The following is a 23899-nucleotide window of genomic DNA, read 5'->3' as shown; positions in this document are numbered from 1 at the left end:
CGGTGGCCGATGCGCCGACCGGTGCCCGGCCGGGACGATCGTCGCCATGAAGAAGCTTCTCGAGTTCCTCGGCGCCGTTCTGCTGTTCCAGGGCACCGGCGGTCTGACGTACGAGCTGTTCGGCTGGATCAAGTGGGGGTTCATCCAGCGCCTGTCGTTCTTCGACGGCTACGAGCTGTACGCGAGCATCGCCACGATCGTCCTCGCGATCGCCGTCTTCGTCGCGGCCGACAGCGCGAAGTCCTGACGCCCGGCTCGTACCGCCGTCGGGGAGTGGCGGTGCGAGCCGGGCGCCGGTGTGCGGGTGGGTGTCAGCAGGCGTAGTCGACCAGGTCGAAGGACTCGTAGTGGTCGGCCGTGTAGTAGTCCTCCTGCTCGGACTCGCCGGTCACGATGCGGCGGGCGCCGCGGTCCGGGGAGCCGGGGGTCTCGACGGTGAACTCGTGGTAGTAGTCGGAGCTCTGGTCGGGCAGCAGTCCCTCGCGGTTCTGGAAGACCGTGCCGTCCTGGGGGTACGGGTAGGGGCCGCCGGCCTCGATCAGCTCGAGGGTGTCGTGCGCTTCGGCGGGCAGCTCGGACTGGCAGATGTCACCGACCGCGGCGACGGCACCGGCCGACACCGTGGCCGACACGGGAGCGGCGGAGGTCGGGGCAGCCTGCGCGGCGACGGGGCCGCCGACGACGAGGGCTGCGGCGAGTGCGATACCTGTGGCGATTCGTGGGGGGATTCGCATGGCCCTAGCATGACGCGCGTAGAGCGGGGCGTGTCAACGCCAAGTGCCCGCCGTTCTACGGAAGTTCACCGTTGCGGACGGCGAGTGTGGAGGTCCGGCGACGTACGCGTGGAGGTGTGCCGGAGGCGGGTGTGAACGCGTTTCGGGCGTGCCCGGCCGCCACTCCGCCGCAGCCGGACCCGCCTCACCGGTCACCCGTGACCGGTCACGCGTCGGGGCCGAACGTCCCGTACTCGGGCTTGCCGGCGGTGTCGTAGGTGGAGATGACGACGCCGGTGCCGGTGGTCTCCGACCGGGTGAGGCGGAAGGCCGTGGGCAGTCCGCCCTCGGCGAAGAGGCGCCGGCCGGAGCCGAGGGCGACCGGGTAGGTGAGCAGGTGGACGGTGTCCACCAGGCCGTGCGCGAGGAGGGTCTGGGCGAGTCCGCCGCTGCCGTGCATCTGGAGCTCCCGGCCTGGGCGTTGCTTCAGATCCGTGACGTCCTTGAGCAGGTCGGTACCGCCGATGACCGTGGTGCCGGCCCACTCGGGGTCGGTCAGGGTGGCACTGGCGACGTACTTGGGCAGGGAGTTGAAGCGGGAGGCGACCGGGTCGCCGGGGTCGGTGACGGTCGGCCAGTACCCGGCGAAGATGTCGTACGTGCGGCGGCCGAAGAGGAAGGCGTCCGCCTGCTCGAAGACTCCCGAGATGAACCGGCCGAAGTCCTCGTCGTCGTACGGCACCGCCCAGCCGCCGTGCTCGAAGCCGCCGCTGGCGTCCTCGTCCACGCCACCGGGCGCCTGGTAGACGCTGTCCAGGGTGACGAACTGGGTGAGGGTGATCTTCATGGCGCTCTCCGCTCCGGAAGGTACTCGTCGCTTCACCCTTTACGACCGTCGCGCCGGCCCGAACTCATCGTTCCCGCGGGGCACGGACCGCTCGCAGGGGCCGGTGTGGGCGTCCGATCCCCGCCAGCGTCAGCGCCCGCCGACCGGTTCTCTGGTGTGCATGACGACAGCACACAGCGCGTCGACGGCAACGGACCCACACAGGACGGGAAACGCGATGAACGGCATGGACGGCAAGGTGGCCCTGGTGACCGGCGGCAGCCGCGGGATGGGAGCGGCGATCGCCCTCAGGCTCGCCGGCGAGGGCGCCGACGTGGCGATCACCTACGTCAGCAACCGGGCGGACGCCGAGGAGGTCGTGACGAAGGTGGAGGCGGCGGGGCGGCGCGGTGTCGCGATCCGCTCGGACGCGGCGGACGCCGAGGCCGCGGCCGGGGTGGTGGACCGGGTCGTGGAGCATTTCGGACGGCTCGACATCCTGGTCAACAACGCGGGCATCGCCATGCTCGGCCCGATGACCGGCCTGTCCGGCGGGGACGTGAACCGGGTACTCGACACCAATGTGCGCGGGGTCTTCCTCACCACGCAGGCCGCGGCGGGCCGCTTGGAGCACGGCGGCCGGATCATCTCCACGGGCACCGCGCTCGCACGCTACGCGGGCGGGCCGGGCGGCACGCTCTACGCGTTGAGCAAGTCGGCCCTGACGGGCATGACGAAGGCGCTGGCGCGGGAGCTGGGTGAGCGTGCCGTCACGGTGAATCTGATCCACCCCGGTCCGGTGGACACCGCGATGAACCCGGCCGACGGGCCCTTCGCGGAGTCTCAGCGCACGGCCACCGCGCTCGGCCGGTTCGGTACGGCGGACGAGGTGGCATCCCTGGTGGCCTATCTGGCCGGGGACGACGCCGCGTACATCACCGGCGCCGAACTCGTCGTGGACGGCGGGCACTCGGCGTAGTACGCAGGCGGCCCGGGCCCGCCTCTCGAGTGAGAGGCGGGCCCGGGGCGCGTGCCGTGTCAGGCAGCCGGTCCGGCGTCCCCGTTGCGGGACAGCAGCAGGCCGGACGGCTCGGCGAACTCGCCCTCGTGGTGGACCCGACGGCCGCGCAGCCAGGTCGACTTGACCACGCCGTGCAGGGTCTTGCCCGCGTAGGCGGTGACCCGGTTGCGGTGCTGCAGCTCGGCCGGGTCGACGGTGAAGGTCTCGTCCGGTGCGAGGACCGCGAAGTCGGCGTCGCGGCCGGGAGCGATCGCACCCTTGCGGTCGAGGCCGACGAGGGCGGAGGTGCGCTCGGACATCCAGCGGACGACGTCCTCGATGCCGTGGCCGCGCTTGCGGGCCTCGGTCCACACGGCGGGCAGGCTGAGCTGCAGACCGGAGATGCCGCCCCAGGCGGTGGCGAAGTCGTCGGTCTTGAGGTCCGCGGTGGACGGCGAGTGGTCGGTGACGATGCAGTCGACGGTGCCGTCGGCCAAGGCCTCCCAGAGTGCGTCCTGGTTGGCGCTCTCCCTGATCGGCGGGCAGCACTTGAACTCGCTCGCGCCGTCCGGGACTTCCTCGGCGGTGAGGGTGAGGTAGTGCGGGCAGGTCTCGACGGTCAGGCGTACGCCCTCGCGCTTGGCGGCGGCGATCAGCGGCAGCGCGTCGGACGAGGACAGGTGCAGGACGTGGATGCGGGCGCCGATGCGCTTGGCGGTGGCGATCAGGCCCTCGATCGCGGCGTTCTCCGAGATACGGGGACGGGTCTGCAGGTAGTCCGCGTAACTGGGGCCGCTCAGGTGCGGGGCGGAGTCGAGCTCGTGCGGGTCCTCGGCGTGCACGATGAGCAGGCCGTCGAAGCCGGCGATCTCAGCCATGGACGTGGCGAGTTGCTCCTGGTCGAGCTCCGGGAACTCGTCGACGCCGGACGGCGAGAGGAAGCACTTGAAGCCGTAGACGCCGGCCTCGTGCAGGGGCGCGAGGTCCTTGACGTTGTCCGGCAGGGCGCCGCCCCAGAAACCGATGTCGATGTGCGCCTTGGCCGCGGCGACCTCCTGCTTGATCCGCAGGTGGTCGACGGTGGTGGTGGGCGGCAGGGAGTTGAGCGGCATGTCGACCAGGGTGGTGATGCCACCGGCTGCCGCGGCGCGGGTGGCGGTCCAAAAGCCCTCCCAGTCGCTGCGGCCCGGGTCGTTCACATGCACATGGGTGTCGACGAGGCCGGGCAGCAGCACGTGGTCGCCCAGGTCCTCGAGCCGTGCACCGTCGGGCACCGGGGCGTCGTGCGGGAGCACGGAGACGATGCGGCCGTCGGCGACGGCGACCGATGCGGCCCGCGCGCCCTCGGGGGTGATGACTCGCGTCGAGCGCAGGACCAGTTCCACGTCGGACAACCCGTTCTCCTTCAGCTTCCGCAAAGTGAAATTCAACGTTCTGTTGAATGAGTTTTCATCCGGCGCCCGAGTCCGTCAAGACCCTGCGCCCCGACCCGGCCGAACCGTCGGAGCCGATTACGGCGGACATGCGCACCGCCGGACCACGACTTGGATGTTTCCATGAAGTGGAACTGGAATTTCGCACAACAGAACGGCGATCCCCACCATACTCAACCCACCGGAACCCGCCAGTCCGCCCCTGACACCGGGACAAAGGGGCCCTGACCGGCCACGACCGCCCCGCTCGGTCCTCGCCCTGCCCCGGGAAGCGCCGGGTAGGCTGCTGCCAGCCCGCACCAGCTCGCCCAGCCGACATGACCCGCATCCCGGGCCGCGCATCCGATCCGAAGCACCGAACCGAAGCACCGAAAGGACCGCTCCGTGCCGACGTCAAGGGACAGCTCCGCCGACGCCTCCAAGCCCGCCGCCAGCGGAGGGGTTCAGTCCCTGGAACGCGCCTTCGACCTGCTCGAGCGCATGGCGGACGCCGGCGGCGAGGTGGGGCTCAGCGAACTGTCGGCCAGCAGCGGCCTGCCGCTGCCGACCATCCACCGCCTGATGCGCACCCTGGTCTCCACCGGTTACGTCCGCCAGCAGCCCAACCGCCGCTACGCACTGGGCCCCCGCCTGATCCGGCTCGGCGAGTCCGCCTCCCGACTGCTCGGCACCTGGGCCCGCCCGTACTTGGCGCGTCTCGTCGAGGAGACCGGCGAGACCGCGAACATGGCACTGCTCGACGGCGACGAGATCGTGTACGTGGCGCAGGTGCCGTCCAAGCACTCGATGCGTATGTTCACCGAGGTCGGCCGCCGGGTCCTGCCGCACTCGACCGGCGTGGGCAAGGCCCTGCTCGCCGACACCCCGCCGGACGAGGTGCGGGCCCTGCTCGCCCGTACCGGCATGCCGGCGGCCACCGAGAAGACGATCACCACGCCCGAGGGCTTCCTCGACGCCCTGGAGCAGGTACGGGTCGCGGGCTACGCGGTGGACGACAACGAGCAGGAGATCGGGGTCCGCTGCCTCGCCGTGCCGGTGCCCAACTCACCCACCTCCGCGGCGATTTCGATCTCCGGCCCGGCGGGCCGGGTGACCGAGGCGGCCACCGACAAGATCGTCCCGATCCTGCGCGAGGTGGCCGAGGAGCTGTCGGAAGCGCTGGCCGAAAGCAACGGATCGTAGGCCGAGGCCTGCCGGCCGCCCGTCAGGCCTCACCACCCCGCCGCGAGCCGTCAGGCAGGCGCTCCGGCCGCGAGCCGACCGTCCGTCATCGTCGACACCGCGTCGGCCTCGGTGAGATGCGTTCGGTCGTGGGTCACCAGAACCGTCGCCGTGCCGCGTTCGCGGGTCAGCCGGGCGATCAGGTCGAGCACCGCGGCACCGCGTTCGTGATCGAGGGAGCTGGTCGGCTCGTCGACCAGCAGGACGGCCGGTTCGTTCATCAACGCCCGGGCGATATTGATGCGTTGACGCTGTCCGCCGGAGAGCTGGTGCGGCCGCCGGCCGGCCTGCGCGGCGAGGCCCACCGCGTCGAGCAGCTCCGACGCCCGCCGCCGCGCCGTACGCGGGCTGCGCCCGTCGAGGTGCGCCATGACCTGCAGTTGCTCGAGCGCGGTGAGCGACGGCAGCAGACTGGGCTGCTGGAACACGATGCCGACCCGTTCGCGCCGCAGCCGCGAACGCTCCGCCGCACTCAGCCCGTCGACGGCGGTCCCGGCCAGGACGACACTGCCGCTGTCCGGCGTCACCAGCGTCGCCGCGACGGCGAGCAGGCTGGACTTGCCCGATCCGGACGGACCGACGACGGCCGTGATCGTCCCGGCCGGCACGTCGAGGTGTACGTGGTCGAGTGCGGTGAGCCGCCCGTCGCCGTCCGGATAGGTCAGCGTGACGTCGTCGAGCCGGAGATTCGGGGCGTCCGACGTCGCGGCGGATGTGAGGACATGGTCGTTCGTGGTGGTCATCGGGCACTTCCCAGAGCGGTGAGGGGGTCTACGGAGGTCACGCGACGTACGGCCAGTGCCGCACCGATCACACCGAGGGCGATCAGAACTCCGGCCGGTACCAGGACAGTTGCCGGGTCGAGGACGAACGGCACGTCTCCCCCACCGATCAGACCGCCCGCACCGGCGGCGATCAGGGTGCCGAATCCGGTACCGGCGACCAGCAGCACCACGGCCTGACCGAGCGCGTCCTTCAGGAGGTACGGGGTGGCGGCGCCGAGCGCCTTGAGCACGGCGATGTCACCGCTGCGCTGGATCGTCCACACGGTGAAGAACGCCCCGATCACCAGCGCCGAGATGACGAACAGGAACCCGCGCATCAGCTGCAGCGACCCGTTCTCCGCCTGATAGGAGCCGATCGCCGAGAGCGCCTCGTCGGGGGTGGTGGTCGACGTACCGGCCGCCTTGTCCCCGGCGGCGAGATCGGCGTCGCCGTCGAGCCGCAGCGCGATCACGGTCGCCTGCTCCCCCGCGTCCGTACCGCTGTGTCCGATGCGCTGCCAGTCGTCGAGCGTCGTCCACACCACCGGCGTATGGCTGTACGAGGCGTCGCCGGAGACCGCGGCCACCTGCTGGTCGAGGCCGCTCAGGCGCACGGTGTCGCCCTCGGCGACGCCCAGGTCGTCGGCCGCTTGCTCGGAGAGCACGATCCGCCCGGGGGCGAGCCCCGCGGGTGCCGCCTCGGACTTCGGGTCCACACCGAAGGCCGAGGTGGCGGCGGTGCGCTCGCCCGCGGCGGCGTTCAGGGTGCGGATGCCGACCGGGTCCGCGGCGGCCACCCCGGGCTGCTCGGCCCAGTTGGTCCACGCCTTCTCCGGGACCGTGGAATCGGTGAACGAGACCGACTGGCCGTCCGGTGGCGCGGCAAAGGCGATGCGGTCGGCGGGCAGCGAGGTGATGGCCGAGACGTTCTCGCGGGCCAGCCCCGCGGTCAGTCCGGACAGCAGTCCCACGAGCAGGGTGATGAGCACGACGACCGTGCCCATCAGGGCGAAGCGGCCCTTGGCGAATCTGAGATCTCTCCATGCGACGAACATGCTCCCCACCCTGCGGAGAGCGGCACCACGGATGCATCGAGCTCCGGCACGCTTTCGCGGGACCGAAGGACGCAGCCGGGAATCAACCTTTCGATTGACCGTCCCGGCGCCTGACCTGCCTACTCTTGACAGGTCATGGATGTCCGATCCCTCACCCCCGTCCTGCGCGCCCTGCGCGGCTGTCTGCATCTGCTGATGGCCGGGCTGCTCGCACTCGTCGCCGTACGCGCGGCGGCCGACGGCGAGCCGCACGCCCCTGCCGTCATCGCCGTCAGCGCGGTGCTCGCCGCGGTCTACGCGGGCGGCCTGTGCGTCCCGGCCGCCCGGCGCTCACAGCGGGCCGCGCTCGGGTGGCTCGCACTGCTCTGCGTGCTGTGGGCGGTGCTCCTGGTCCTGACGGCGGACGCTCTGTGGATCGCGTTCCCGCTGTTCTTCCTGCAGTTGCACGTCCTGCCGCTGCGCTGGGGCCTGCTCCTGGTGGCCGTCAGTACGGCGGCGGCCACCGCGAGCTTCGTCGGGCACGGCGGGCCTGCGACGCCCGGAGCGGTGATCGGGCCGTTCCTCGGCGCGGCCGTCGCCGTCGGCACCGTCCTGGGGCACCGGGCCCTCTACCGCGAGAGCGAGCGCCGACGCGAACTCATCGAGGAACTGCTCGCCACCCGCGCGGAGCTGGCCGACGCCGAACGGGCGGCCGGCACGCTGGCCGAGCGTGAACGGCTGGCGCGCGAGATCCACGACACCCTGGCCCAGGGCCTGTCCAGCATTCAGCTGCTGCTGCGGGCCGCCGAACGCGCACTGCCCGCCGGAGCCCCGGCCCTCACCCATGTCCGCGAGGCGCGGGTGGCCGCGCAGGACAACCTGGCGGAGGCCCGCCGCTTCGTACGCGAACTGACCCCGCCGGACCTGGAGAACGGTTCGCTGACCGGTGCCCTCGAGCGGCTCTGCGCCGCGGCACCGGGGCCCGAGGTGCGCTTCGACATCAGCGGCGAGCCGGTCGAGCTGCCGACGCCGTACGAAGTGGCGCTGCTGCGGATCGCGCAGTCGGCGCTGGCGAACACGGTGCGCCACGCGCGCGCCGCCCGCGCCTCGATCACGCTGAGTTTCATGGACACCTCGGTCGCCCTGGACGTCGTGGACGACGGCGTGGGCTTCGACCCCGCCGCCCCACCGGCCGGGGACGGCCCGCGCGGTGCGGGTGCACGCGGTGCGGGACCCCGCACCGAGGGCGGCTTCGGGCTGCCGGCGATGCGCTCCCGTGCCCAGTCCCTCGGCGGCACCCTGACGATCGAGTCGGCACCCGGCGAGGGCACCGCCGTCGCCATCACCCTGCCCCTGCCGGGGGCCACCCGGCCCGGAGGCCCCCATGAGTGACCCGGTACGGCTGCTGCTCGCCGACGATCACCCGGTCGTACGGGCCGGACTGCGCGCCGTACTGGACACCGAGCCCGGCTTCCGGGTGGTCGCGGAGGCCGCGCGGGCCGAGGACGCCGTGCGGATCGCCGCCACCGAACCGCTCGACGTGGTCCTGATGGACCTGCAGTTCGGCCCCGGCCGTATGCACGGCGCCGAGGCGACGGCGGCGATCGCCGGCCGTGAGGGCGCCCCGCGCGTCCTGGTGCTCACCACCTACGACTCCGAGGCCGACATCCTCGCCGCCGTCGAGGCCGGAGCCAGCGGCTACCTCCTCAAGGACGCGCCGCCCGAGGAACTGGCGGCCGCGGTACGGACCGCGGCGGCGGGACGTTCCGCACTGGCACCGGCCGTGGCACACCGCCTGATGGGCCGGATGCGCGCTCCCGGAGAGGCACTCAGCCGCCGGGAACTCGAAGTACTGCGCCTGGTCGGCGACGGCCTGTCGAACCTGCAGATCAGCAAGGAGCTCTTCCTCAGCCAGGCCACGGTGAAGTCCCATCTGGTGCACATCTACGCCAAGTTGGGCGTCGACTCCCGCACGTCCGCGGTCGCGGCGGCGACGGCCCGCGGCATGCTCCGCCGCTGATTCCCGGCGCGGTCATTCCCCGCTCGGCAGGGCTTCGCCGGTTGCGTGGTCCGGGTCGGCTTCGCGGTCTGCGTCGGCTTCGCCGTAGACCACCAGCGTCAGCTCGGGCTGTTCCGCCAAGTGGAAGGCGGTGTAGGTGAAGTCGGCCGCTTCCCGCCCCGGCGGCCGCAGCCGTTTACGTCCACCGTGGCGGGCCTGCACGTCGTACTGCGGCCACCAGGTGCGCATGTGTGCGCTGCCCGCCTTGAGTTCGTCGATCAGGCGCTCGTACCGGAGGTCGCCCGGCCGGCGTCCGGCCAGCAGCCGGAGTCGGGCCAGCAGGCCGCGCGCCTCCGGCTCCCAGTCGACGATCACCTCTCGCGCCGCGGGTTCCAGGAACGTCCACCGAGCGAAGTTCGCGGGCCGGTCCGCGGTGGCGGTGAGGTGCGTGAACAGTTCGCGGGCCGCCCGATTGCAGCTCAACACGTCGTAGGTGCCGTCGATGATGTACGCCGGCTGCGGCTGGAGCAGGTGCGGGACCGCCGCCACCTCCGCGGCGAGCGGCTCGGCCTGCTCGCCGCGGACCGCAGGTGCGTGACCGGCGAGCCGGAAGAGGTGCTCACGCTCGAAGGGGTCGAGCCGCAGCGTCGAGGCGATGGCACCCAGTACCTGGTCCGAGGCGCGAATGTCCCGGCCCTGCTCGAGGTACGTGTACCAGGTGGCGCTGATCCCCGCGAGCAGCGCGAGCTCCTCCCGGCGCAGCCCCGGGGTACGGCGCCGGCCGGTGTGCGGCAGCCCCACCTGCTCGGGGGTGATCCGGCCTCTTCGACTCCGCAGGAAAGTGCCCAGCTCACGGCGTTGATCTTCATCGTTCTGCATGGTGGGTAACACCCTCAGTTCCAGAATAAACAGGCTCTGTATACCAGGCTAAATCCATTGCAGACTGAGGGCAGGCCCCGGGAGCTCAGCACTCCTCCCGACGCAGACGGGCACCTCGGCAGCCGGTAACCACCGCTGCGGCCCGGATCTTCTCAGCGACGACCGATCGGACCGTCGCCCACCACTGACCGGACGGCCCAGATCCGCCGAGGCCTCCCCTCGCTCGCCCCACGGCCGTCGACGGACAGCCTGCGACAGACAAGGAAGAGCCATGAACAAGACCGCACTCGTCACCGGCGCCACCTCCGGCATCGGCTACGCCATCGCCGAGGAACTGATCTCCCGCGGGCGGCAGGTGGTTATCACCGGCCGCGATCAGGAGCGTGTCGAGGAGGCAGCTGCCAAGCTCGGCGCGCAGGCCTTCGGCATCCGCGCCGACGTGGCCGGTTCCGCCGACATGGACGCACTGTACGACCGCATCGCCGAGCGTCACGGTCACCTCGACGCGGTGATCGCCAACGCGGCCAGCGGCCACCACTCCGTCCTGGGATCCATCACGGAGGAGGAGTTCGACCTGACCTTCTCGGTGAACGTCAAGGGCGTCCTGCACACCGTGCAGAAGGCACTGCCTCTGATGCGTCCCGGCGGCAGCATCACCGTGATCGGGTCGACCGCGTCGATCCACCCGCCCTATGGAATGGGCCTGTACGGCGGAGCGAAGGCCGCCATCCGGAACTTCCTGCGCTCCTGGATCCAGGACACCAAGGGGTCCGGTATCCGGATGAACGTACTCAGTCCCGGCGCGGTCGACACCGAGTCCCTGCGGGGAGCCCTGGCCAAGGCGTTCGGGGCCGACGGCGTCGCCGCACAACTGGAGGCCATGGGCGCAGGCAGCCCGATCGGCCGTATCGCCGACCCACGAGAGATCGCCACGGTCGCCGCGTTCCTCGCAGGCGACGACGCCGCCTTCGTCCACGGTGTCGAGCTGTTCGTCGACGGCGGAATGGCGCAGGTGTGACCTGCCCGCGCTGAACCCGCGGAGGCCCAGCCCTCCCCGTCCCCCCACCGAAGCCCCTGCCAGGCCGACCGCACCCCCGAGCGTGCGGGACCGGCGAAGTACCCAGACCGATGAAGGAGAAGAGAGAGATGACGATCACGGACAAGACACGGACCGACGGCAAGGTGATAGCTGTCACCGGCGCCAGCAGTGGCATCGGCAGGACGACAGCGCTCACCCTCGCGGAGGGCGGCGCAGCCGTCGTACTCGGCGCACGGCGCGGTGACCGGGTGGGACAACTGGCCGCCGAGATTCGGCAGAACGGTGGCCGCGCGGTCGGCGTCACCACCGATGTACGACGGCGCGAGGACCTCGTCCGACTCGTCGACACTGCGGTCACCGAATTCGGCCGGCTCGACGCGTTGGTCAACAACGCCGGGATCGGGCCGGTCTCCACGCTCGAGGAGCTGCGCGTCGACGAGTGGGACGACATGATCGACATCAATCTGCGCGGCGTTCTGTACGGCATCGCCGCCGCGTTGCCGGTCTTCCGCCGGCAGGGGTCGGGGCACCTCGTCGCGGTGGCGTCGACCGCGGCGTACCGCACCGTCCCCGGACAGGCGGTCTACTCAGCGACGAAGACGGCCGTCCGTACGGTCTGCGAGGGACTGCGCCAGGAGGTCGGCGACCTGCGCGTCACCGTCGTCTCCCCCGGTTTCGTCCACACGGATTTCGTCAACTCCGTCGCCGATCCCGACGCCCGCGCCGCGCTGCTGGCCAGTCGCGACGCCATGGCACTGGACCCCGCAGCGATCGCGGACGGCATCGCGTACGCCATCGCGCAGCCGGACTTGATCGACGTGAACGAGATCGTGGTGCGGCCCACCGCACAGCGGTGACGAACCCCGGGGGGGGACCCGGACGCGTCCATATCTGTGTTCGCCGACCGAGAATTTGAGGGGGCGCGTGGGAAGGGTTTTCCGTGCGGCGGATGCAGGGAAATCCACAACGTACAGGAAATTCTGATACGTGCTACTGTCAGTGGCAGTTGCAGTTGTGGTTCCCGAGACTTCAAGTGCCCTCGCCGGTTTTCCGGCGGGAGCACTTTTGTATTTCCGGTCATTTCCGGCGGGGTGATCATCGCAGCGACCCGGTCTCCGCACACTGCGGATTCCGAACTGCACCCGAAGGAGATAGACATGGCTACTGGCACCGTGAAGTGGTTCAACTCGGAAAAGGGCTTCGGCTTCATCGAGCAGGAGGGCGGCGGCGCGGACGTCTTCGCCCACTACTCGAACATCGCCGCCCAGGGCTTCCGTGAGCTGCTCGAAGGCCAGAAGGTGAACTTCGACATCGCGCAGGGCCAGAAGGGCCCGACGGCCGAGAACATCGTTCCTGCCTGACGCTGACGCACGCGCGTAGCCACGCACGTACAGCGCGTAGCCACGCACGTACAGCTGGGGCCCGCATCCTTCGGGGCGCGGGCCCCAGCTTTACGCATTTTCCGGGAGCATCTTTTCGCTCCTCGCGCTCGACCGCCGGCAAGCGACCGCACCGGCACCCGCGCTTCTTCTCCGCCGGCCGACAACGGCCCGCATTTCCACCTCGGTCCATGCCTGTAATTCCCTGCGCCGTACTTTTTCACAGTGGGAATTCCTTGATATGCGCCGTATCGAGGAAGGTTCCCCATGAACCGCACACGTATGAACGACCGGACACGGACGAACGCCCGCACGCGCTCGAACGACCGGACACGGATGAATGACCGCACCCTGGCGAACGGTGCGCGCAGCCGCTCCGGGGGCACCGACCGAGGAAAGGGCGGCCGCTCCCAGGGCGGCGGCCAGGGCCGTCGGCCCGCGGCGCTGCAGGGTGAGTTCGCACTCCCCGAGTCGGTCACTCCGCCGCTGCCTGCCGTCTCCGACTTCGCCGACCTCGACCTGGCCGCGCCGTTGACGGCGGAACTCGCCCGGCAGGGCATCGCCGTGCCGTTCCCGATCCAGGGCGCGACACTGCCGAACTCCCTCGCCGGCCGGGACGTCCTGGGCCGCGGCCGCACCGGCTCCGGCAAGACCCTCGCCTTCGGCCTGGCGCTGCTCGCCCGCACGGCAGGCCAACAAGCCGAGCCCCGGCGGCCGTTGGGGCTGATCCTGGTACCGACCCGTGAGCTGGCGCAGCAGGTCACCACTGCACTCGCGCCGTACGCCCGCTCGGTCAGGCTGCGTATCACCACCGTCGTCGGCGGTCTGTCGATCGGCAGGCAGTCGAGCGCGCTGCGCGGCGGCGCGGAAGTGGTGCTCGCGACTCCGGGCCGGCTCAAGGACCTGATCGACCGGGGTGACTGCCACCTCGACCGGGTGGGCATCACCGTGCTCGACGAGGCCGACCAGATGGCCGACATGGGCTTCATGCCGCAGGTGACCGCCCTCCTCGACCAGGTGCGGCCCGGCGGCCAGCGGATGTTGTTCTCGGCCACCCTGGACCGCAACGTCGACCGGCTGGTGCGCCGCTACCTGAGCGACCCCGTCGTGCACTCGGTCGACCCCTCGGCCGGCGCGGTCACGGCGATGGAGCACCACGTGCTGCACGTCCACGGCGCCGACAAGCACGCGGCCACCACCGAGATCGCCGCCCGCGACGGCCGCGTCCTCATGTTCCTGGACACCAAGCACGCGGTCGACCGGCTGACCCGCGACCTGCTCGCCAGCGGCGTACGCGCCGCGGCGCTGCACGGCGGCAAGTCGCAGGCGCAGCGCACCCGGACGTTGACCCAGTTCAAGTCCGGGCACGTCGGCGTACTCGTCGCCACGAATGTCGCCGCGCGCGGGATCCACGTCGACGACCTCGACCTCGTCGTCAACGTCGATCCGCCCACGGACCACAAGGACTACCTGCACCGCGGTGGCCGCACGGCGCGAGCCGGAGCGGCGGGCAGCGTCGTCACCCTGGTCACGCCGAGCCAGCGCCGCGGCATGGTCCGCCTCATGTCGGACGCCGGGATCCGCCCGCGTACCACCCAGGTGCGCTCCGGCGAGCAGGAACTGCACCGCATCACCGGCGCCCAGGCCCCGTCGGGCAGGCCGGTCGTGATCACCGCGCCGGTGGCCGAACGCCCGGCGCGTGCCACCCCGGCACGCCGTGGTCGCCGCCGCCCCGCGTCAGCGGTCCGGCGTTCACCCGGCCGGACGTCGTCCACCGGATCGGCAGCCGCCTGAACCTGCCTCCGCCCCATGTCCCGGCTCCCTTCTCCCTGTGAGGTCTCATGCGCTGTGTCATCGCCCGCTTCCCGTTCGACCTGACCAAGAGCGGCGTCCTGGACACGATGAAGGGCATCAAGCCCGAGTTGATCACCGGTGAGTCCGTGGTCATCGGGCGGCGCCACTATCCGGTGATGCAGGTGGGACAGGTCGTCACCCGTCAGGACCGCCGCGACTTCAGTGCGCGCGAGGTCGTCCGGGCGATGACCCGGCTCGGCTTCACCTGCCACGGTGCGCCCGCGGTCGCGCCGCCGAGCATCCTCGGGCCGGTCGGGCAGGCCTCCGCTCTGCTGGGCTCCGCGCCGCCCCGCTGACCGGCCGTACGAACAGCGGTGAGGGCCCGACCGGCGGAAAAGCCGGTCGGGCCCTCATTGGTGTTCCGGGCCGCGGCCCGGGAGAGGCAGCCGTCGGTCAGTGGTCGGAATAGCTGAAGTCGCCCACGGTCCAGGCGCCCACGTCCTCGATCGCCACGCGGTACATCCCGCCGGTCTCCGGGATGCCCAGCGTGCCCTGCAGGATTCGGGCGACGTGGAAATGCAGGTGGGTGGGCGGGTCGACCTTCTTCGCGGGTGCGGCGAAAGCGGCGGAGAAATCGCGCAGGCTCGCGGAGTCCGTCAGCACCTCCGACACCCGCTGCCGCCACAGGGCTTCGGGAGCAAGGCGTCCGGTGATGACGGCACCGCTGGTGACCACGGTCAGCGACATCTGATTGCTCTGCCCGGACTCGACCAGAGCGGCGACGTCCACGAGTAGCTCGTCAGGCTTCGACATGGGAGCAGATTCTATGCACCGGTGGGGCGCCCGGCCCCAGGACGCATCCCACCCGGGCGGGCGTCCTGGGCCGCGCCCCCGCGCCGCGGCCCCCGGACAGCGGCGTCCCGGAGCCGCGGTTGTCGTGGGGCGATGCGGCGGCATTAGGGTCGGCAGAGGGACGGCGCGGTTCTCTGTGGGCCGTCGTCCGCGGGCGCAGAAGCGCGCCACGGAGAGGTGAGCATGACGGCAGACGACTCGCTGGACCGTCTCGATGACGACGACTACCCCGCCTACACCATGGGCCGGGCCGCAGAGCTGCTCGGGACCACGCCCGGGTTCCTGCGCGCCATCGGCGAAGCGCGGCTGATCGCGCCGCTGCGTTCCGAAGGCGGCCATCGGCGCTTCTCCCGCTACCAGCTGCGGATCGCCGCCCGCGCGCGCGAACTCGTCGACCAGGGAACCCCGATCGAGGCGGCCTGCCGGATCGTCATCCTCGAGGATCAGCTCGAGGAGGCCCGGCGCATCAACGCCGAGTTCCGCAGCGCCGCCGATGACACGGGGAACGGCGCCACCGAGGCGAGCCCGAAGGGCGAGGAGACCTGACGCGATGCCCGCGCACGGAGCCGTCGGTTCGCGGCGCCGAAGGCCCCGTCAGCTCCGGAACTGCTCCACCGCCGTGTGGAGTTGGGCCAGCGCAGGCGCCAGGGCGCTGACCGAGCCGATCGAACCGGCGATCAGGAGCAGCGACAGCCGCAGACGACGTACCTCCGGCCGGCCGGCCGCAGTCATCGCATGCAGGTCCGCCAGCTCTTCCTCCGCTATCGCCCGATCCGTGAACTCGGCCTGGTAAGCGGCCAGTTCACGCCGGAGACGGCCCACGCAGGCCGCCAGCTCCGCAACCCGCGGGTCGTCCTCACCGCCGGCTCTCACACTGCTGTGCATACTCCGCAACACGGTTCTCCCCCTCGCACATCCCGATGTGCACGTCCTGCTCCCGGCGGACCCTCCCCGGTCCGCGGGCCCCCGCGCGGTGGTCAGTCGCAAAGGAGCCCGGGCCAGTAAACGCCACCGCATACGCCCGGCGCCAGTCGGCCCCCCGCATCGGCCGCGAGGGCCCGGAGGGTGGGGTATGCAGGGGGCATGACGACACGGAAGACCGAGGTGGCCGGAGTGCTGCTCGCCGCGGGCGGCGGACGGCGGCTCGGCGGGCGGCCGAAGGCGCTCCTCGAGCATCGTGGCCGGCCGCTGGTCGAGCACGCGGTGCGGGCGCTGCGGGAGGGCGGTTGCAGTCGCGTACACGTGGTACTCGGTGCTGCGTGCGAGACGGTGCGCGAGCAGGCGGATCTCACGGGCTGCGTCGTGATCGACAACACGGACTGGGCCTCGGGGATGGGCTCTTCGCTGCGCGCCGGACTCGACTCGCTGTCGGCGACGGGCGTGGCGGCGGCGCTCGTCACGCTCGTCGACCAGCCCGGCATCGGCGCCGAGGCGATCGCCCGCGTGCGCGCGGCGTGTGTGTCGTCGTCGAGCCTGGTCAGCGCGGAGTACGACGGGGAGCGGGCACATCCGGTGCTGTTCGGCGCCCGCCACTGGGCCGGGGCAGCGGCCGCGGCCACGGGCGACCAAGGGGCGCGGTCGTACCTGAAGGAGCACGCCGGCCACGTGCTGCGGGTTCCGTGTGCGGATGTGGCCGCGGCGTACGACATTGATACGACGGCCGATCTGGCGCACCTTGAGTAACGGCGATGGCACTGAGCGCCATGATTCCTCGATTCGGAGAATCTCGACGTCAACAGATCTTGAACTTCCACCATAAGGAAACTACTATCCACTGGTCAGAAGCGCTTCGTACATCGGCGTTCCCCGGGACGGCCCGGCGGACCCCGCGGCACTCGGTGCCGTCCGTCCGCACTCGGCCCGTCACCGCCTTCCGTCGCCACGAGGCCTTCGCGCCGCACTCCGTGTCCCCGCTGAAGGAAGTGACAGCTCATGTCCGCACCAGCGCCGTCCCCGCTGGCCATCGTCGACGCCGAGCCCCTGCCCCGGCAGGAGGAGGTCCTCACCGATGCGGCGCTCGCCTTTGTGGCCGAGCTGCACCGTCGGTTCACGCCCCGGCGTGACGAACTCCTTCACCGCCGCGGTGAGCGCCGCGCCGAGATCGCCCGCACCTCCACCCTGGACTTCCTGCCCGAGACGGCCTCCATCCGCGAGGACGACTCCTGGCGGGTCGCTCCCGCTCCGGCGGCCCTGAACGACCGCCGTGTCGAGATCACCGGTCCCACCGACCGGAAGATGACGATCAACGCGCTGAACTCGGGCGCGAAGATCTGGCTCGCCGACTTCGAGGACGCCTCCGCCCCCACCTGGGAGAACGTCGTCCTCGGCCAGGTCAACCTGAGCGACGCCTACCGCCGCCAGGTCGACTTCACCGACGAGCGCACCGGCAAGTCGTACGCCCTCAAGCCCGCGGACGAACTCGCCACCGTCGTGATGCGCCCGCGCGGCTGGCACCTCGACGAGCGCCACCTGCAGCTCGACGGCGACCCGGTGCCCGGCGCCCTGGTCGACTTCGGCCTGTACTTCTTCCACAACGCCAAGCGCCTCATCGAGCTCGGCAAGGGCCCGTACTTCTACCTGCCGAAGACCGAGTCGCACCTCGAGGCCCGGCTGTGGAACGAGATCTTCGTCTTCGCCCAGGACTACGTCGGCGTCCCGCAGGGCACCGTCCGCGCCACCGTCCTGATCGAGACGATCACCGCCGCGTACGAGATGGACGAGATCCTCTACGAACTGCGCGACCACGCCTCGGGGTTGAACGCGGGCCGCTGGGACTACCTCTTCTCGATCGTCAAGAACTTCCGTGACGGCGGACAGAAGTTCGTCCTGCCGGACCGCAACGCGGTGACGATGACGGCGCCGTTCATGCGTGCGTACACCGAACTCCTGGTGCGCACCTGCCACAAGCGCGGCGCGCACGCCATCGGCGGCATGGCGGCCTTCATCCCGTCGCGCCGGGACGCCGAGGTGAACAAGGTCGCCTTCGAGAAGGTGAAGAACGACAAGGACCGCGAGGCCGCCGACGGCTTCGACGGCTCCTGGGTCGCCCACCCCGACCTGGTCCCGATCGCCATGGCCTCCTTCGACGCGGTGCTCGGCGACAAGCCGAACCAGAAGGAGCGCCTGCGCGAGGACGTCTCGGTGGCGGCCGGCGACCTGATCGCCATCGACACCCTCGACGCCAAGCCCACCTACGACGGTCTGCGCAACGCGGTCCAGGTCGGCACCCGCTACATCGAGGCCTGGCTGCGCGGCCTCGGCGCCGTCGCGATCTTCAACCTCATGGAGGACGCGGCCACCGCCGAGATCTCCCGCTCGCAGATCTGGCAGTGGATCAACGCCGGTGTCGTCTTCGAGAACGGCGAGAAGGCCACTCCGGAACTCGCCCGCAAGGTCGCAGCCGAGGAACTCGCCGCGATCCGCGAGGAGATCGGCGAGGAGGCGTTCACCTCGGGCAACTGGCAGCAGGCGCACGACCTGCTCCTGCAGGTCTCCCTGGACACCGACTACGTCGACTTCCTGACCCTGCCGGCGTACGAGCAGCTGCCCTGACGGGGCTGTTCCCCGCATGGACCGTGCCCCCGGCGCCCGTTACGGCGCCGGGGGCACGGTCGTACGCGGACTGCAGCACCCGGACACGTACTGCGGTCGAGCCCGCTCAACCGGTGCGCTGGAACGGGGAGCCCATTCCGTAGAACTTGTTCTTCATGCGCAGGCTGCCGGCGTCCAGCAGCCAGTCGCTCGCGTCGAAGCCCGTGCACGAGCCCGACTGCAGGGAGGACGCGGTGACGGCGAGCTTCGAGCCGCCGTCCCGGACCGCGACCAGATTCGCCCTGGCCTCACAGGTGTTGCCGTAGGTCCGGGAGAGCGTCATGACCTTCTCGCCGGGTGACACCTGGTGCACCACGATCTTGGTGAACGAGTTGGCCGAGTTCTGCGCCGAACGGGTCCAGGTACCGAGGAACGCCTTCGGCACCGACCCGGCCGACGGGTCATCACCGTCGGCCGGAGGCTTCCCGCCACCGCCTCCGGAATCGCCGCCTCCCGACCCGGCACCGCTGCCGGACCCCTCGCCAGCTCCGGAGCCTTCCCCGGCGGGCGAGTCCTTGTTCCCGGAGCCGCCGTCGGGTGCCGAGGCGTCGTCGCCCTCGCCGGCCGCGTCCTTCTCGTCGTCCTTGCCCTTGTCCTTGTCCTTGCCTTTGCCCTCTCCCTTGTCCTTGCCGTCCCCCTTGTCATCCCCGCCCTTGCCGTCACCGGAGCCGGTTCCGGCCGACGACGCCGAGGCGCTGGGGGTGGATGCGGCGCCTCCGGGCTGCTCACCGGACGCGTCCGGGTTCTCGTCGTCCCGCTGGAGCAGAGTCACGCCGCCGCCGATGAGGAGCACGGCGACCGCGGCCGCGACGATCGCCCAGATCCGGCGCCTGGTGGAGTTTCGGGGGCCGGCGGCGGGCGGGGGCGAGGCGTCTGCGGGGGTGGCCGATTCGGCTGCGGCGACGGGTACTTGCCGGGAGTCCGAGGTGTCCTTGTCCGGGACTTCGGGGCGGTCGGGCGTCGCCTTCTCGGGGTCCCCGGTGGACGCTTCGGCATCGGGGGTGGACGGATCGCGCGTGTCGGCGGCGTCGTCCGATGCCGCGGACGCCGCGGCTACGGCGGCGGCATCCGGGCGCCCGGCCTGCGGCTTCCCTTCGGCGCGGAGCCCCACCGTACGGTCGTCCGGCCGTTCCGTATCCGGCGCATCCGCCGTGGCCGGCGTCTCCGGGTCGGACGGCTCGACCGCGGCGGGAGGCACCGATGACGGCTCGGGGGCCCGTACCGGCGGGACGTCCCGGTCGAGGATCATGGCGGTCTGCCGGGCGATACGGGCGACCAGCTCGGGCGGCAGCCATGCGGCGACCGCGCTCTCGGCGGCGCCGGCCCCGGCCGAGGCCACCCTGCCGTCCTCCGCAATCCGCTCCAACAGTGCGTCGAGGGACGGGCGTTCGGATGCGGACTTCGTCAGGCAGGCCTCGATGAACTCCCGCAGGATGGCGTCGTCCACCGCATCGAGATCCGGTTGCGCCTCGACGATCTGGTACATGACCGCGTGCTGGTTCGAGGCACCGCTGCCGAACGGCAGGCGCCCCGTGGCCGCATAGGTGAGCAGGCAGCCGAGCGCGAACACGTCGGCCTCCGGCCCGACCCGGTCACCGACGACCTGCTCCGGCGCCATGAACCCCGGGGAACCGATCACCATCCCGGTGCCGGTGAGCAGGGATTCCACGGACGTCTGAACGGCCCGCGCGATACCGAAGTCGATGATCTTCGGTCCGTGCACCGTCAGCATCACGTTCGACGGCTTCAGATCACGGTGCACGATGCGCGCGCCATGGATGCCGGACAGCGCCCGCAGCATTCCGTCGGCGAGGCCGAGCACCGCCTCCGCCGTCAAGTGGCCGGTCGAGCGCACCACTTGCTCCAGCGAGGGGCCCGCCACGTAGCCGGTGGCCACCCACGGGGTACGGCCGTCCGGCTCCGCGTCCAGCACCGGCGCCGTGAAGCGTTCACTGACCCGGCGGGCCGCCTCGATCTCCCGGCGGAATCGGGCCCGGAACGCGGCGTCCACGGCCAGCTGCTCGTGGACCACCTTGACGGCCACCGTGCGACCGCCCTCCGAGCGGGCCAGGAACACTCGGCCCATGCCTCCGGCTCCCAGCCGCCCCAGCAGCCGGTAGGCCCCGATGCGCTCGGGGTCCCCCGGCAGCAGCGACTCGATGCCGTAGTCGTCGTCCTGGTCGTTACGCACGCCGAGCCGATCCCCCGTAGTCGCTGCCACGGCCTTTGGACCGTCTCCGTCCAAGGCCAACCGGAGCCAGAATAAGGGCTGTTGATGATGAGTCCACACCCTCCACCCGATCACCCCGATGTTGACCGGCACGCCCGGTCGCCGCTGCCCGCCCGGCGCCCCGTAGGCTCCGGAGCATGCATGCTGGTGATCACGGCCCGACCCCCGACCGCATCCTGGGCCGATGGCGGATCGTCTGCTCGACCTTCCCGATGTGGCTGAGTGGACGGCGTGAGAATGCGGCCTTCACCTACGCCGCGCTGCCGCCCTCCTCGCGCGGCGAGGCACGGTTGGCCGACGAGGTCTCGTACGAGTCCGGCGGGCGGACCCGGCGGATCCTGGGCGTCGACACGCATCTGACGGCGCGGCCCGGTCTGGTCTTCCGCTGGCGTGGCCGTGGCGTACTGCGCCCGCTGAGCAGCGAGTGGCGGGTGACCGAACTGGCGCCGGACGGTTCCTGGGCGGTCATCGAGTTCTCCAAGTCGATGGTCACGCCGGCCGGTACGGATGTCGTGGTGCGCGCCGATTCCGAGGGTGATCCGGACGTACTGGCCGAGGCCCGTCGGGTCGGAGCCCGGCTCGAGGCGCCGGAGGTACCCGGGTGGGCCTGATGCACGGCGCAGGAGCGTGAGGCGGCCGCCTCACGGCCCGTGACACATGAACTTCACAGCGGCGTCATGGAGTTGACGGTACGGGTCGGTCGACGATGTGACCATGAGTGATCACATCGGCGAAGTGGCGCACGACCGGCTCAGACGAGAGCAGTTCCTGGCGGGCGAGGCGCGGGCGGAGGGCGTGGACCGGCGGCTGCTCCTGAGGATGCTGGCGGCCACCGGTGCGGTGGGCGCCACCGGTGCCTGGGCGGCGGCTCCCGCCGCGGCGGAGAGCCGTTCGGCGACCGCCGCCGCGACCGCCGGCACGGTGAAACCGCTGCCCGAGGAGTGGTTCACGGTGCGGGGCACCAATGCCGAGACCCGCTTCGAGGCGCTCCGCGACACCGGACGGCACACTCCCGTGGAGCGGTTCTTCGTCCGCAACCACACCTCGACTCCCGTGATCGACAAGGACAGTTGGAGCCTGCGGGTGTGGGGCAGCGGACTCGGCCGGCCGGACGGGACGGAGTTCTCCTACGCCGACCTGCGGCGGCTGCCCTCGGTGACCGTCAGCGCGCTCGTCGAGTGCGCGGGGAACGCACGCAGCTACTTCGACACCCAGCAGGGCCGGCCCGCCTCCGGCACCGCGTGGACGCTCGGTGCGGTCGGCAGCGCCCGCTGGCGCGGGGTGCGGCTCGCGGACGTACTGCGCCTCGCGGGAGTCCGCCGGGACGCTGTGGACGTACAGCCCCGAGGTCTGGACGCCGACTACGTGACCGACGACGGCGCGAACCTCGGACGGGTGCGGCGTCCACTGCCGGTGGAAAAGGCCCTGGACGACGTGGTGTTGGCGTACGAGATGAACGGTGGGCCGCTGCCCGCCGACCACGGGCATCCGGTGCGGGTACTCGTGCCGTCCTGGGTCGGCATCGCCTCGGTGAAGTGGGTCGGCGACATCGAGGTGTCCGCCGAGCCGCTGTACTCGCCCTGGAACACCGACTTCTACCGGCTGTTCGGCGATGCGTATCCCCCCGAGGGCAGTGCCCCGCTGACCCGGCAGACCGTGAAGAGCGCCTTCGAGGTGGCGCAGGGACAGGAGTTCGCCGCCGGCCGCACGCATGTCCTGACCGGCAGGTCGTGGTCGGGCCGCGGGCGGGTGACGTCCGTCGAGGTGAGTACGGACGGCGGCGCGAGCTGGCGGCCCGCGCGACTGCGGGACTCTCCGAGACAGGACAACTGGGTGCGCTGGTCGGCCCGTTGGCGTCCGGAGCGGGCCGGTGCGCGGCAGCTCCTGGCCCGGGCGACGGACTCGCGCGGGGTGCGGCAGCCGGAGCGTACGGTCGCCAACGAGCAGGGGTACCTCTTCGACGCCGTGGTGCGCCATCCGGTCAGTGTGGTGTGACGGGGCGCGGCGCGCAGGAGTGCGCCGCGCCCCGAGGTACCGCTGTCAGGCGTGGTGCTCGATGCGCAGTTGGGCCGGAGGCTGGCGGTAGAACGAGGTGGTGCCGACCGCCCAGTGGCCGCCCTGGGCGCCGGGGACGCGGGTCAGGGCGAAGGGCAGGAAGGTGTCCTCGGTCTCGGGCCCGCGCTCGCCGACCCAGTCCGTGCCGTCCCAGCGCAGGTAGTGGGCGCGCGGCTGGTCCCAGAAGTCCCAGCCGGGGATGAGTTCGGGGCGTCCCTGGTCGTCGGCGACGATGCCGCTCAGCATGCCGACACTGAACGGGGCGGCTACGTCGGTCCACTCCTCGCCGTTCCAGCGCTCGAAGTCGATCCCGGGCGGCTTGCCGGGCGGGCCGCCCGCGCCGTAGTCGTATCCGGTGAGCCAGATGTCGTCGTCCGCGACCGGGAGCAGGCCGCTGACCGTCGCGCGCAGACCGAGTCGGCGCGGGATCACGGTCCAGTCGCCGTCCCAGCGGGCGATGACGTCGCCGTACGCCCAGATGTCTCCGGAGGACGCGACGTGGACGTGGGCCGGGGCGGGGACGGCTTCGCCGGGGATCGCCGGGGTCCACTGCCAGGTGCCGCCGGCGGTGTGGTGGAGGAGTCCGGGTTTGTCGCCGTTCCGGCCGGAGGCCCAGGCGGTGCCGTCGGCGGCGAGCTCGATCCCGGTGAGTGTCGTCCCGGCTTCGCCCTGCCCGGGGAAGGTCTCGCGCTGCCAGGTGGTGCCGTCCCAGCCGAACAGCAGGGCGGTGTCGTCGACGTCCACTCCGAGGGCCCAGGCCTGCTCGGTGTTCCCCGCGACCGCGTGCAGGTGGACGAGTCCTTCGAGGTGGCCGAGGCCGGCCGGGGTCCAGGCGGTGCCGTTCCAGGTGTGGGCGACCGGACGGCCGGCGCCCACCTGCAGCTCCTGCGCTCCCACGGCCCAGGCGAGCGCGGGCCCGGCCGCGGCTACCGCGTAGAAGCGGGCGGCCGGTTCGGCGGGCGGTACGGCGACCTCCTGCCAGCCGTCGGCGGCGGAGGGGCGCGGTGCGGCGTGGGCGGCGGAGGCGGGGACGAGCGCGGCGGAGGCCGCCATCCCGGCCAGGCCCGACATGAAGTGACGTCTTCGCAAC

The 23899-nt window shown here is 71.4% G+C and carries 25 protein-coding genes; 15 read left to right on the top strand and 10 right to left on the bottom strand.

Annotated features, from left to right (window positions below; all coding sequences use genetic code 11):
• The first annotated feature begins 46 nt into the window (after nt 1-46).
• Nucleotides 47-247, top strand: a complete 201-nt coding sequence (locus DSC45_RS33805; RefSeq protein ID WP_119295860.1) for a hypothetical protein — start codon at nt 47-49, stop codon at nt 245-247.
• Between the two features lie 64 nt (nt 248-311).
• Here DSC45_RS33805 and DSC45_RS33800 read toward each other — a convergent pair whose 3' ends face one another.
• Nucleotides 312-734: a guanyl-specific ribonuclease gene (locus DSC45_RS33800; protein WP_119295859.1), complete on the bottom strand. Its 423-nt coding sequence runs from the start codon at nt 732-734 to the stop codon at nt 312-314.
• A 205-nt stretch (nt 735-939) separates the two neighbouring features.
• The gene (locus DSC45_RS33795; protein WP_119295858.1) at nt 940-1560 is read right to left on the bottom strand and encodes a dihydrofolate reductase family protein; all 621 of its coding nucleotides are present in this window, start codon (nt 1558-1560) and stop codon (nt 940-942) included.
• Between the two features lie 217 nt (nt 1561-1777).
• Between DSC45_RS33795 and DSC45_RS33790 the strand changes: the two genes are divergently transcribed.
• A complete protein-coding gene (locus DSC45_RS33790; protein ID WP_240435001.1) occupies nt 1778-2518 on the top strand; it encodes an SDR family oxidoreductase in 741 nt (246 codons plus the stop codon).
• A 59-nt stretch (nt 2519-2577) separates the two neighbouring features.
• Here the strand turns inward: DSC45_RS33790 and allB are convergent, their stop codons facing one another.
• On the bottom strand, nt 2578-3933 hold the full coding sequence (gene allB, locus DSC45_RS33785; protein WP_119295857.1) for an allantoinase AllB: 1356 nt from the start codon (nt 3931-3933) through the stop codon (nt 2578-2580).
• A gap of 423 nt (nt 3934-4356) precedes the next feature.
• Here allB and DSC45_RS33780 point away from each other — a divergent pair, with 423 nt between their 5' ends.
• Nucleotides 4357-5154 carry an IclR family transcriptional regulator gene (locus DSC45_RS33780; RefSeq protein ID WP_119295856.1) on the top strand — a complete coding sequence of 266 codons (798 nt, stop codon included), beginning with the start codon at nt 4357-4359 and terminating at the stop codon, nt 5152-5154.
• A gap of 50 nt (nt 5155-5204) precedes the next feature.
• Here DSC45_RS33780 and DSC45_RS33775 read toward each other — a convergent pair whose 3' ends face one another.
• Complete coding sequence (locus DSC45_RS33775; protein ID WP_119295855.1) at nt 5205-5936, bottom strand: ABC transporter ATP-binding protein; 732 nt, start codon at nt 5934-5936, stop codon at nt 5205-5207.
• On the bottom strand, nt 5933-7012 hold the full coding sequence (locus DSC45_RS33770) for an ABC transporter permease (protein WP_119295854.1): 1080 nt from the start codon (nt 7010-7012) through the stop codon (nt 5933-5935). The genes DSC45_RS33775 and DSC45_RS33770 overlap by 4 nt, the downstream gene beginning before the upstream one ends.
• Before the next feature lie 135 nt (nt 7013-7147).
• Between DSC45_RS33770 and DSC45_RS33765 the strand changes: the two genes are divergently transcribed.
• Nucleotides 7148-8383 carry a sensor histidine kinase gene (locus DSC45_RS33765; protein ID WP_119295853.1) on the top strand — a complete coding sequence of 412 codons (1236 nt, stop codon included), beginning with the start codon at nt 7148-7150 and terminating at the stop codon, nt 8381-8383.
• Nucleotides 8376-9011: a response regulator gene (locus DSC45_RS33760; protein ID WP_119295852.1), complete on the top strand. Its 636-nt coding sequence runs from the start codon at nt 8376-8378 to the stop codon at nt 9009-9011. Before DSC45_RS33765 ends, DSC45_RS33760 begins: the two co-directional genes overlap by 8 nt.
• Nucleotides 9012-9023: 12 nt before the next feature.
• Here the strand turns inward: DSC45_RS33760 and DSC45_RS33755 are convergent, their stop codons facing one another.
• Nucleotides 9024-9869 carry a helix-turn-helix transcriptional regulator gene (locus DSC45_RS33755; RefSeq protein WP_119295851.1) on the bottom strand — a complete coding sequence of 282 codons (846 nt, stop codon included), beginning with the start codon at nt 9867-9869 and terminating at the stop codon, nt 9024-9026.
• A 271-nt stretch (nt 9870-10140) separates the two neighbouring features.
• On the opposite strand from DSC45_RS33755, the gene DSC45_RS33750 reads away from it, so the two are divergent.
• From DSC45_RS33750 to DSC45_RS33730, 5 genes are all read left to right on the top strand, one after another.
• Nucleotides 10141-10887 (top strand): SDR family NAD(P)-dependent oxidoreductase, encoded by a 747-nt coding sequence (locus tag DSC45_RS33750; RefSeq protein WP_119295850.1) that lies wholly within the window; start codon nt 10141-10143, stop codon nt 10885-10887.
• Between the two features lie 128 nt (nt 10888-11015).
• Nucleotides 11016-11765, top strand: a complete 750-nt coding sequence (locus DSC45_RS33745) for an SDR family oxidoreductase (protein WP_119295849.1) — start codon at nt 11016-11018, stop codon at nt 11763-11765.
• A gap of 300 nt (nt 11766-12065) precedes the next feature.
• Entirely contained in the window at nt 12066-12269 is a 204-nt protein-coding gene (locus DSC45_RS33740; protein ID WP_119295848.1) for a cold-shock protein, read from the top strand.
• A gap of 285 nt (nt 12270-12554) precedes the next feature.
• On the top strand, nt 12555-14081 hold the full coding sequence (locus DSC45_RS33735; RefSeq protein ID WP_119295847.1) for a DEAD/DEAH box helicase: 1527 nt from the start codon (nt 12555-12557) through the stop codon (nt 14079-14081).
• A 47-nt stretch (nt 14082-14128) separates the two neighbouring features.
• Nucleotides 14129-14437, top strand: coding sequence for an SCO5918 family protein (locus DSC45_RS33730; protein WP_119295846.1), 309 nt, complete (start codon nt 14129-14131; stop codon nt 14435-14437).
• Between the two features lie 97 nt (nt 14438-14534).
• Here DSC45_RS33730 and DSC45_RS33725 read toward each other — a convergent pair whose 3' ends face one another.
• Nucleotides 14535-14894 (bottom strand): hypothetical protein, encoded by a 360-nt coding sequence (locus DSC45_RS33725; protein WP_119295845.1) that lies wholly within the window; start codon nt 14892-14894, stop codon nt 14535-14537.
• Nucleotides 14895-15116: 222 nt separating this feature from the next.
• Here DSC45_RS33725 and DSC45_RS33720 point away from each other — a divergent pair, with 222 nt between their 5' ends.
• Nucleotides 15117-15479, top strand: a complete 363-nt coding sequence (locus DSC45_RS33720; RefSeq protein ID WP_119295844.1) for a helix-turn-helix domain-containing protein — start codon at nt 15117-15119, stop codon at nt 15477-15479.
• A gap of 48 nt (nt 15480-15527) precedes the next feature.
• Here the strand turns inward: DSC45_RS33720 and DSC45_RS33715 are convergent, their stop codons facing one another.
• The gene (locus DSC45_RS33715) at nt 15528-15818 is read right to left on the bottom strand and encodes a DUF5955 family protein (RefSeq protein WP_119295843.1); all 291 of its coding nucleotides are present in this window, start codon (nt 15816-15818) and stop codon (nt 15528-15530) included.
• Between the two features lie 198 nt (nt 15819-16016).
• On the opposite strand from DSC45_RS33715, the gene DSC45_RS33710 reads away from it, so the two are divergent.
• Nucleotides 16017-16616 (top strand): nucleotidyltransferase family protein, encoded by a 600-nt coding sequence (locus tag DSC45_RS33710; protein ID WP_119295842.1) that lies wholly within the window; start codon nt 16017-16019, stop codon nt 16614-16616.
• 249 nt (nt 16617-16865) lie between these two features.
• A complete protein-coding gene (gene aceB, locus DSC45_RS33705; protein ID WP_119295841.1) occupies nt 16866-18485 on the top strand; it encodes a malate synthase A in 1620 nt (539 codons plus the stop codon).
• 106 nt (nt 18486-18591) lie between these two features.
• Here the strand turns inward: aceB and DSC45_RS36170 are convergent, their stop codons facing one another.
• The gene (locus DSC45_RS36170; RefSeq protein ID WP_240435000.1) at nt 18592-20715 is read right to left on the bottom strand and encodes a serine/threonine protein kinase; all 2124 of its coding nucleotides are present in this window, start codon (nt 20713-20715) and stop codon (nt 18592-18594) included.
• 176 nt (nt 20716-20891) lie between these two features.
• On the opposite strand from DSC45_RS36170, the gene DSC45_RS33695 reads away from it, so the two are divergent.
• Both DSC45_RS33695 and DSC45_RS33690 read left to right on the top strand, forming a co-directional pair.
• A complete protein-coding gene (locus DSC45_RS33695; RefSeq protein WP_119295840.1) occupies nt 20892-21365 on the top strand; it encodes a hypothetical protein in 474 nt (157 codons plus the stop codon).
• Nucleotides 21366-21468: 103 nt separating this feature from the next.
• Nucleotides 21469-22749 (top strand): sulfite oxidase, encoded by a 1281-nt coding sequence (locus DSC45_RS33690; protein WP_119295839.1) that lies wholly within the window; start codon nt 21469-21471, stop codon nt 22747-22749.
• A 45-nt stretch (nt 22750-22794) separates the two neighbouring features.
• On the opposite strand, the gene DSC45_RS33685 is transcribed toward DSC45_RS33690, so the two are convergent.
• Nucleotides 22795-23898 (bottom strand): hypothetical protein, encoded by a 1104-nt coding sequence (locus tag DSC45_RS33685; protein WP_162929421.1) that lies wholly within the window; start codon nt 23896-23898, stop codon nt 22795-22797.
• Nucleotide 23899 lies beyond the last annotated feature (1 nt).

It is taken from the genome of Streptomyces sp. YIM 130001 (genome assembly GCF_003574445.1).
GTDB lineage: Bacteria > Actinomycetota > Actinomycetes > Streptomycetales > Streptomycetaceae > Streptomyces.
Note: the sequence above shows the minus strand (reverse complement) of the source record. Positions and strands in the feature narration are given on the sequence as shown.

Bases quoted from the DNA above. Each gene is read 5' to 3' on its own strand.
- DSC45_RS33805 (WP_119295860.1), top strand. From the start codon at position 47: ATGAAGAAGCTTCTCGAGTTCCTCGGCGCCGTTCTGCTGTTCCAGGGC.
- DSC45_RS33800 (WP_119295859.1), bottom strand. From the start codon at position 734: ATGCGAATCCCCCCACGAATCGCCACAGGTATCGCACTCGCCGCAGCC.
- DSC45_RS33795 (WP_119295858.1), bottom strand. From the start codon at position 1,560: ATGAAGATCACCCTCACCCAGTTCGTCACCCTGGACAGCGTCTACCAG.
- DSC45_RS33790 (WP_240435001.1), top strand. From the start codon at position 1,778: ATGAACGGCATGGACGGCAAGGTGGCCCTGGTGACCGGCGGCAGCCGC.
- DSC45_RS33775 (WP_119295855.1), bottom strand. From the start codon at position 5,936: ATGACCACCACGAACGACCATGTCCTCACATCCGCCGCGACGTCGGAC.
- DSC45_RS33770 (WP_119295854.1), bottom strand. From the start codon at position 7,012: ATGTTCGTCGCATGGAGAGATCTCAGATTCGCCAAGGGCCGCTTCGCC.
- DSC45_RS33765 (WP_119295853.1), top strand. From the start codon at position 7,148: ATGGATGTCCGATCCCTCACCCCCGTCCTGCGCGCCCTGCGCGGCTGT.
- DSC45_RS33760 (WP_119295852.1), top strand. From the start codon at position 8,376: ATGAGTGACCCGGTACGGCTGCTGCTCGCCGACGATCACCCGGTCGTA.
- DSC45_RS33755 (WP_119295851.1), bottom strand. From the start codon at position 9,869: ATGCAGAACGATGAAGATCAACGCCGTGAGCTGGGCACTTTCCTGCGG.
- DSC45_RS33750 (WP_119295850.1), top strand. From the start codon at position 10,141: ATGAACAAGACCGCACTCGTCACCGGCGCCACCTCCGGCATCGGCTAC.
- DSC45_RS33745 (WP_119295849.1), top strand. From the start codon at position 11,016: ATGACGATCACGGACAAGACACGGACCGACGGCAAGGTGATAGCTGTC.
- DSC45_RS33740 (WP_119295848.1), top strand. From the start codon at position 12,066: ATGGCTACTGGCACCGTGAAGTGGTTCAACTCGGAAAAGGGCTTCGGC.
- DSC45_RS33735 (WP_119295847.1), top strand. From the start codon at position 12,555: ATGAACCGCACACGTATGAACGACCGGACACGGACGAACGCCCGCACG.
- DSC45_RS33730 (WP_119295846.1), top strand. From the start codon at position 14,129: ATGCGCTGTGTCATCGCCCGCTTCCCGTTCGACCTGACCAAGAGCGGC.
- DSC45_RS33725 (WP_119295845.1), bottom strand. From the start codon at position 14,894: ATGTCGAAGCCTGACGAGCTACTCGTGGACGTCGCCGCTCTGGTCGAG.
- DSC45_RS33720 (WP_119295844.1), top strand. From the start codon at position 15,117: ATGACGGCAGACGACTCGCTGGACCGTCTCGATGACGACGACTACCCC.
- DSC45_RS33715 (WP_119295843.1), bottom strand. From the start codon at position 15,818: ATGCACAGCAGTGTGAGAGCCGGCGGTGAGGACGACCCGCGGGTTGCG.
- DSC45_RS33710 (WP_119295842.1), top strand. From the start codon at position 16,017: ATGACGACACGGAAGACCGAGGTGGCCGGAGTGCTGCTCGCCGCGGGC.
- aceB (WP_119295841.1), top strand. From the start codon at position 16,866: ATGTCCGCACCAGCGCCGTCCCCGCTGGCCATCGTCGACGCCGAGCCC.
- DSC45_RS33695 (WP_119295840.1), top strand. From the start codon at position 20,892: ATGCATGCTGGTGATCACGGCCCGACCCCCGACCGCATCCTGGGCCGA.
- DSC45_RS33690 (WP_119295839.1), top strand. From the start codon at position 21,469: ATGAGTGATCACATCGGCGAAGTGGCGCACGACCGGCTCAGACGAGAG.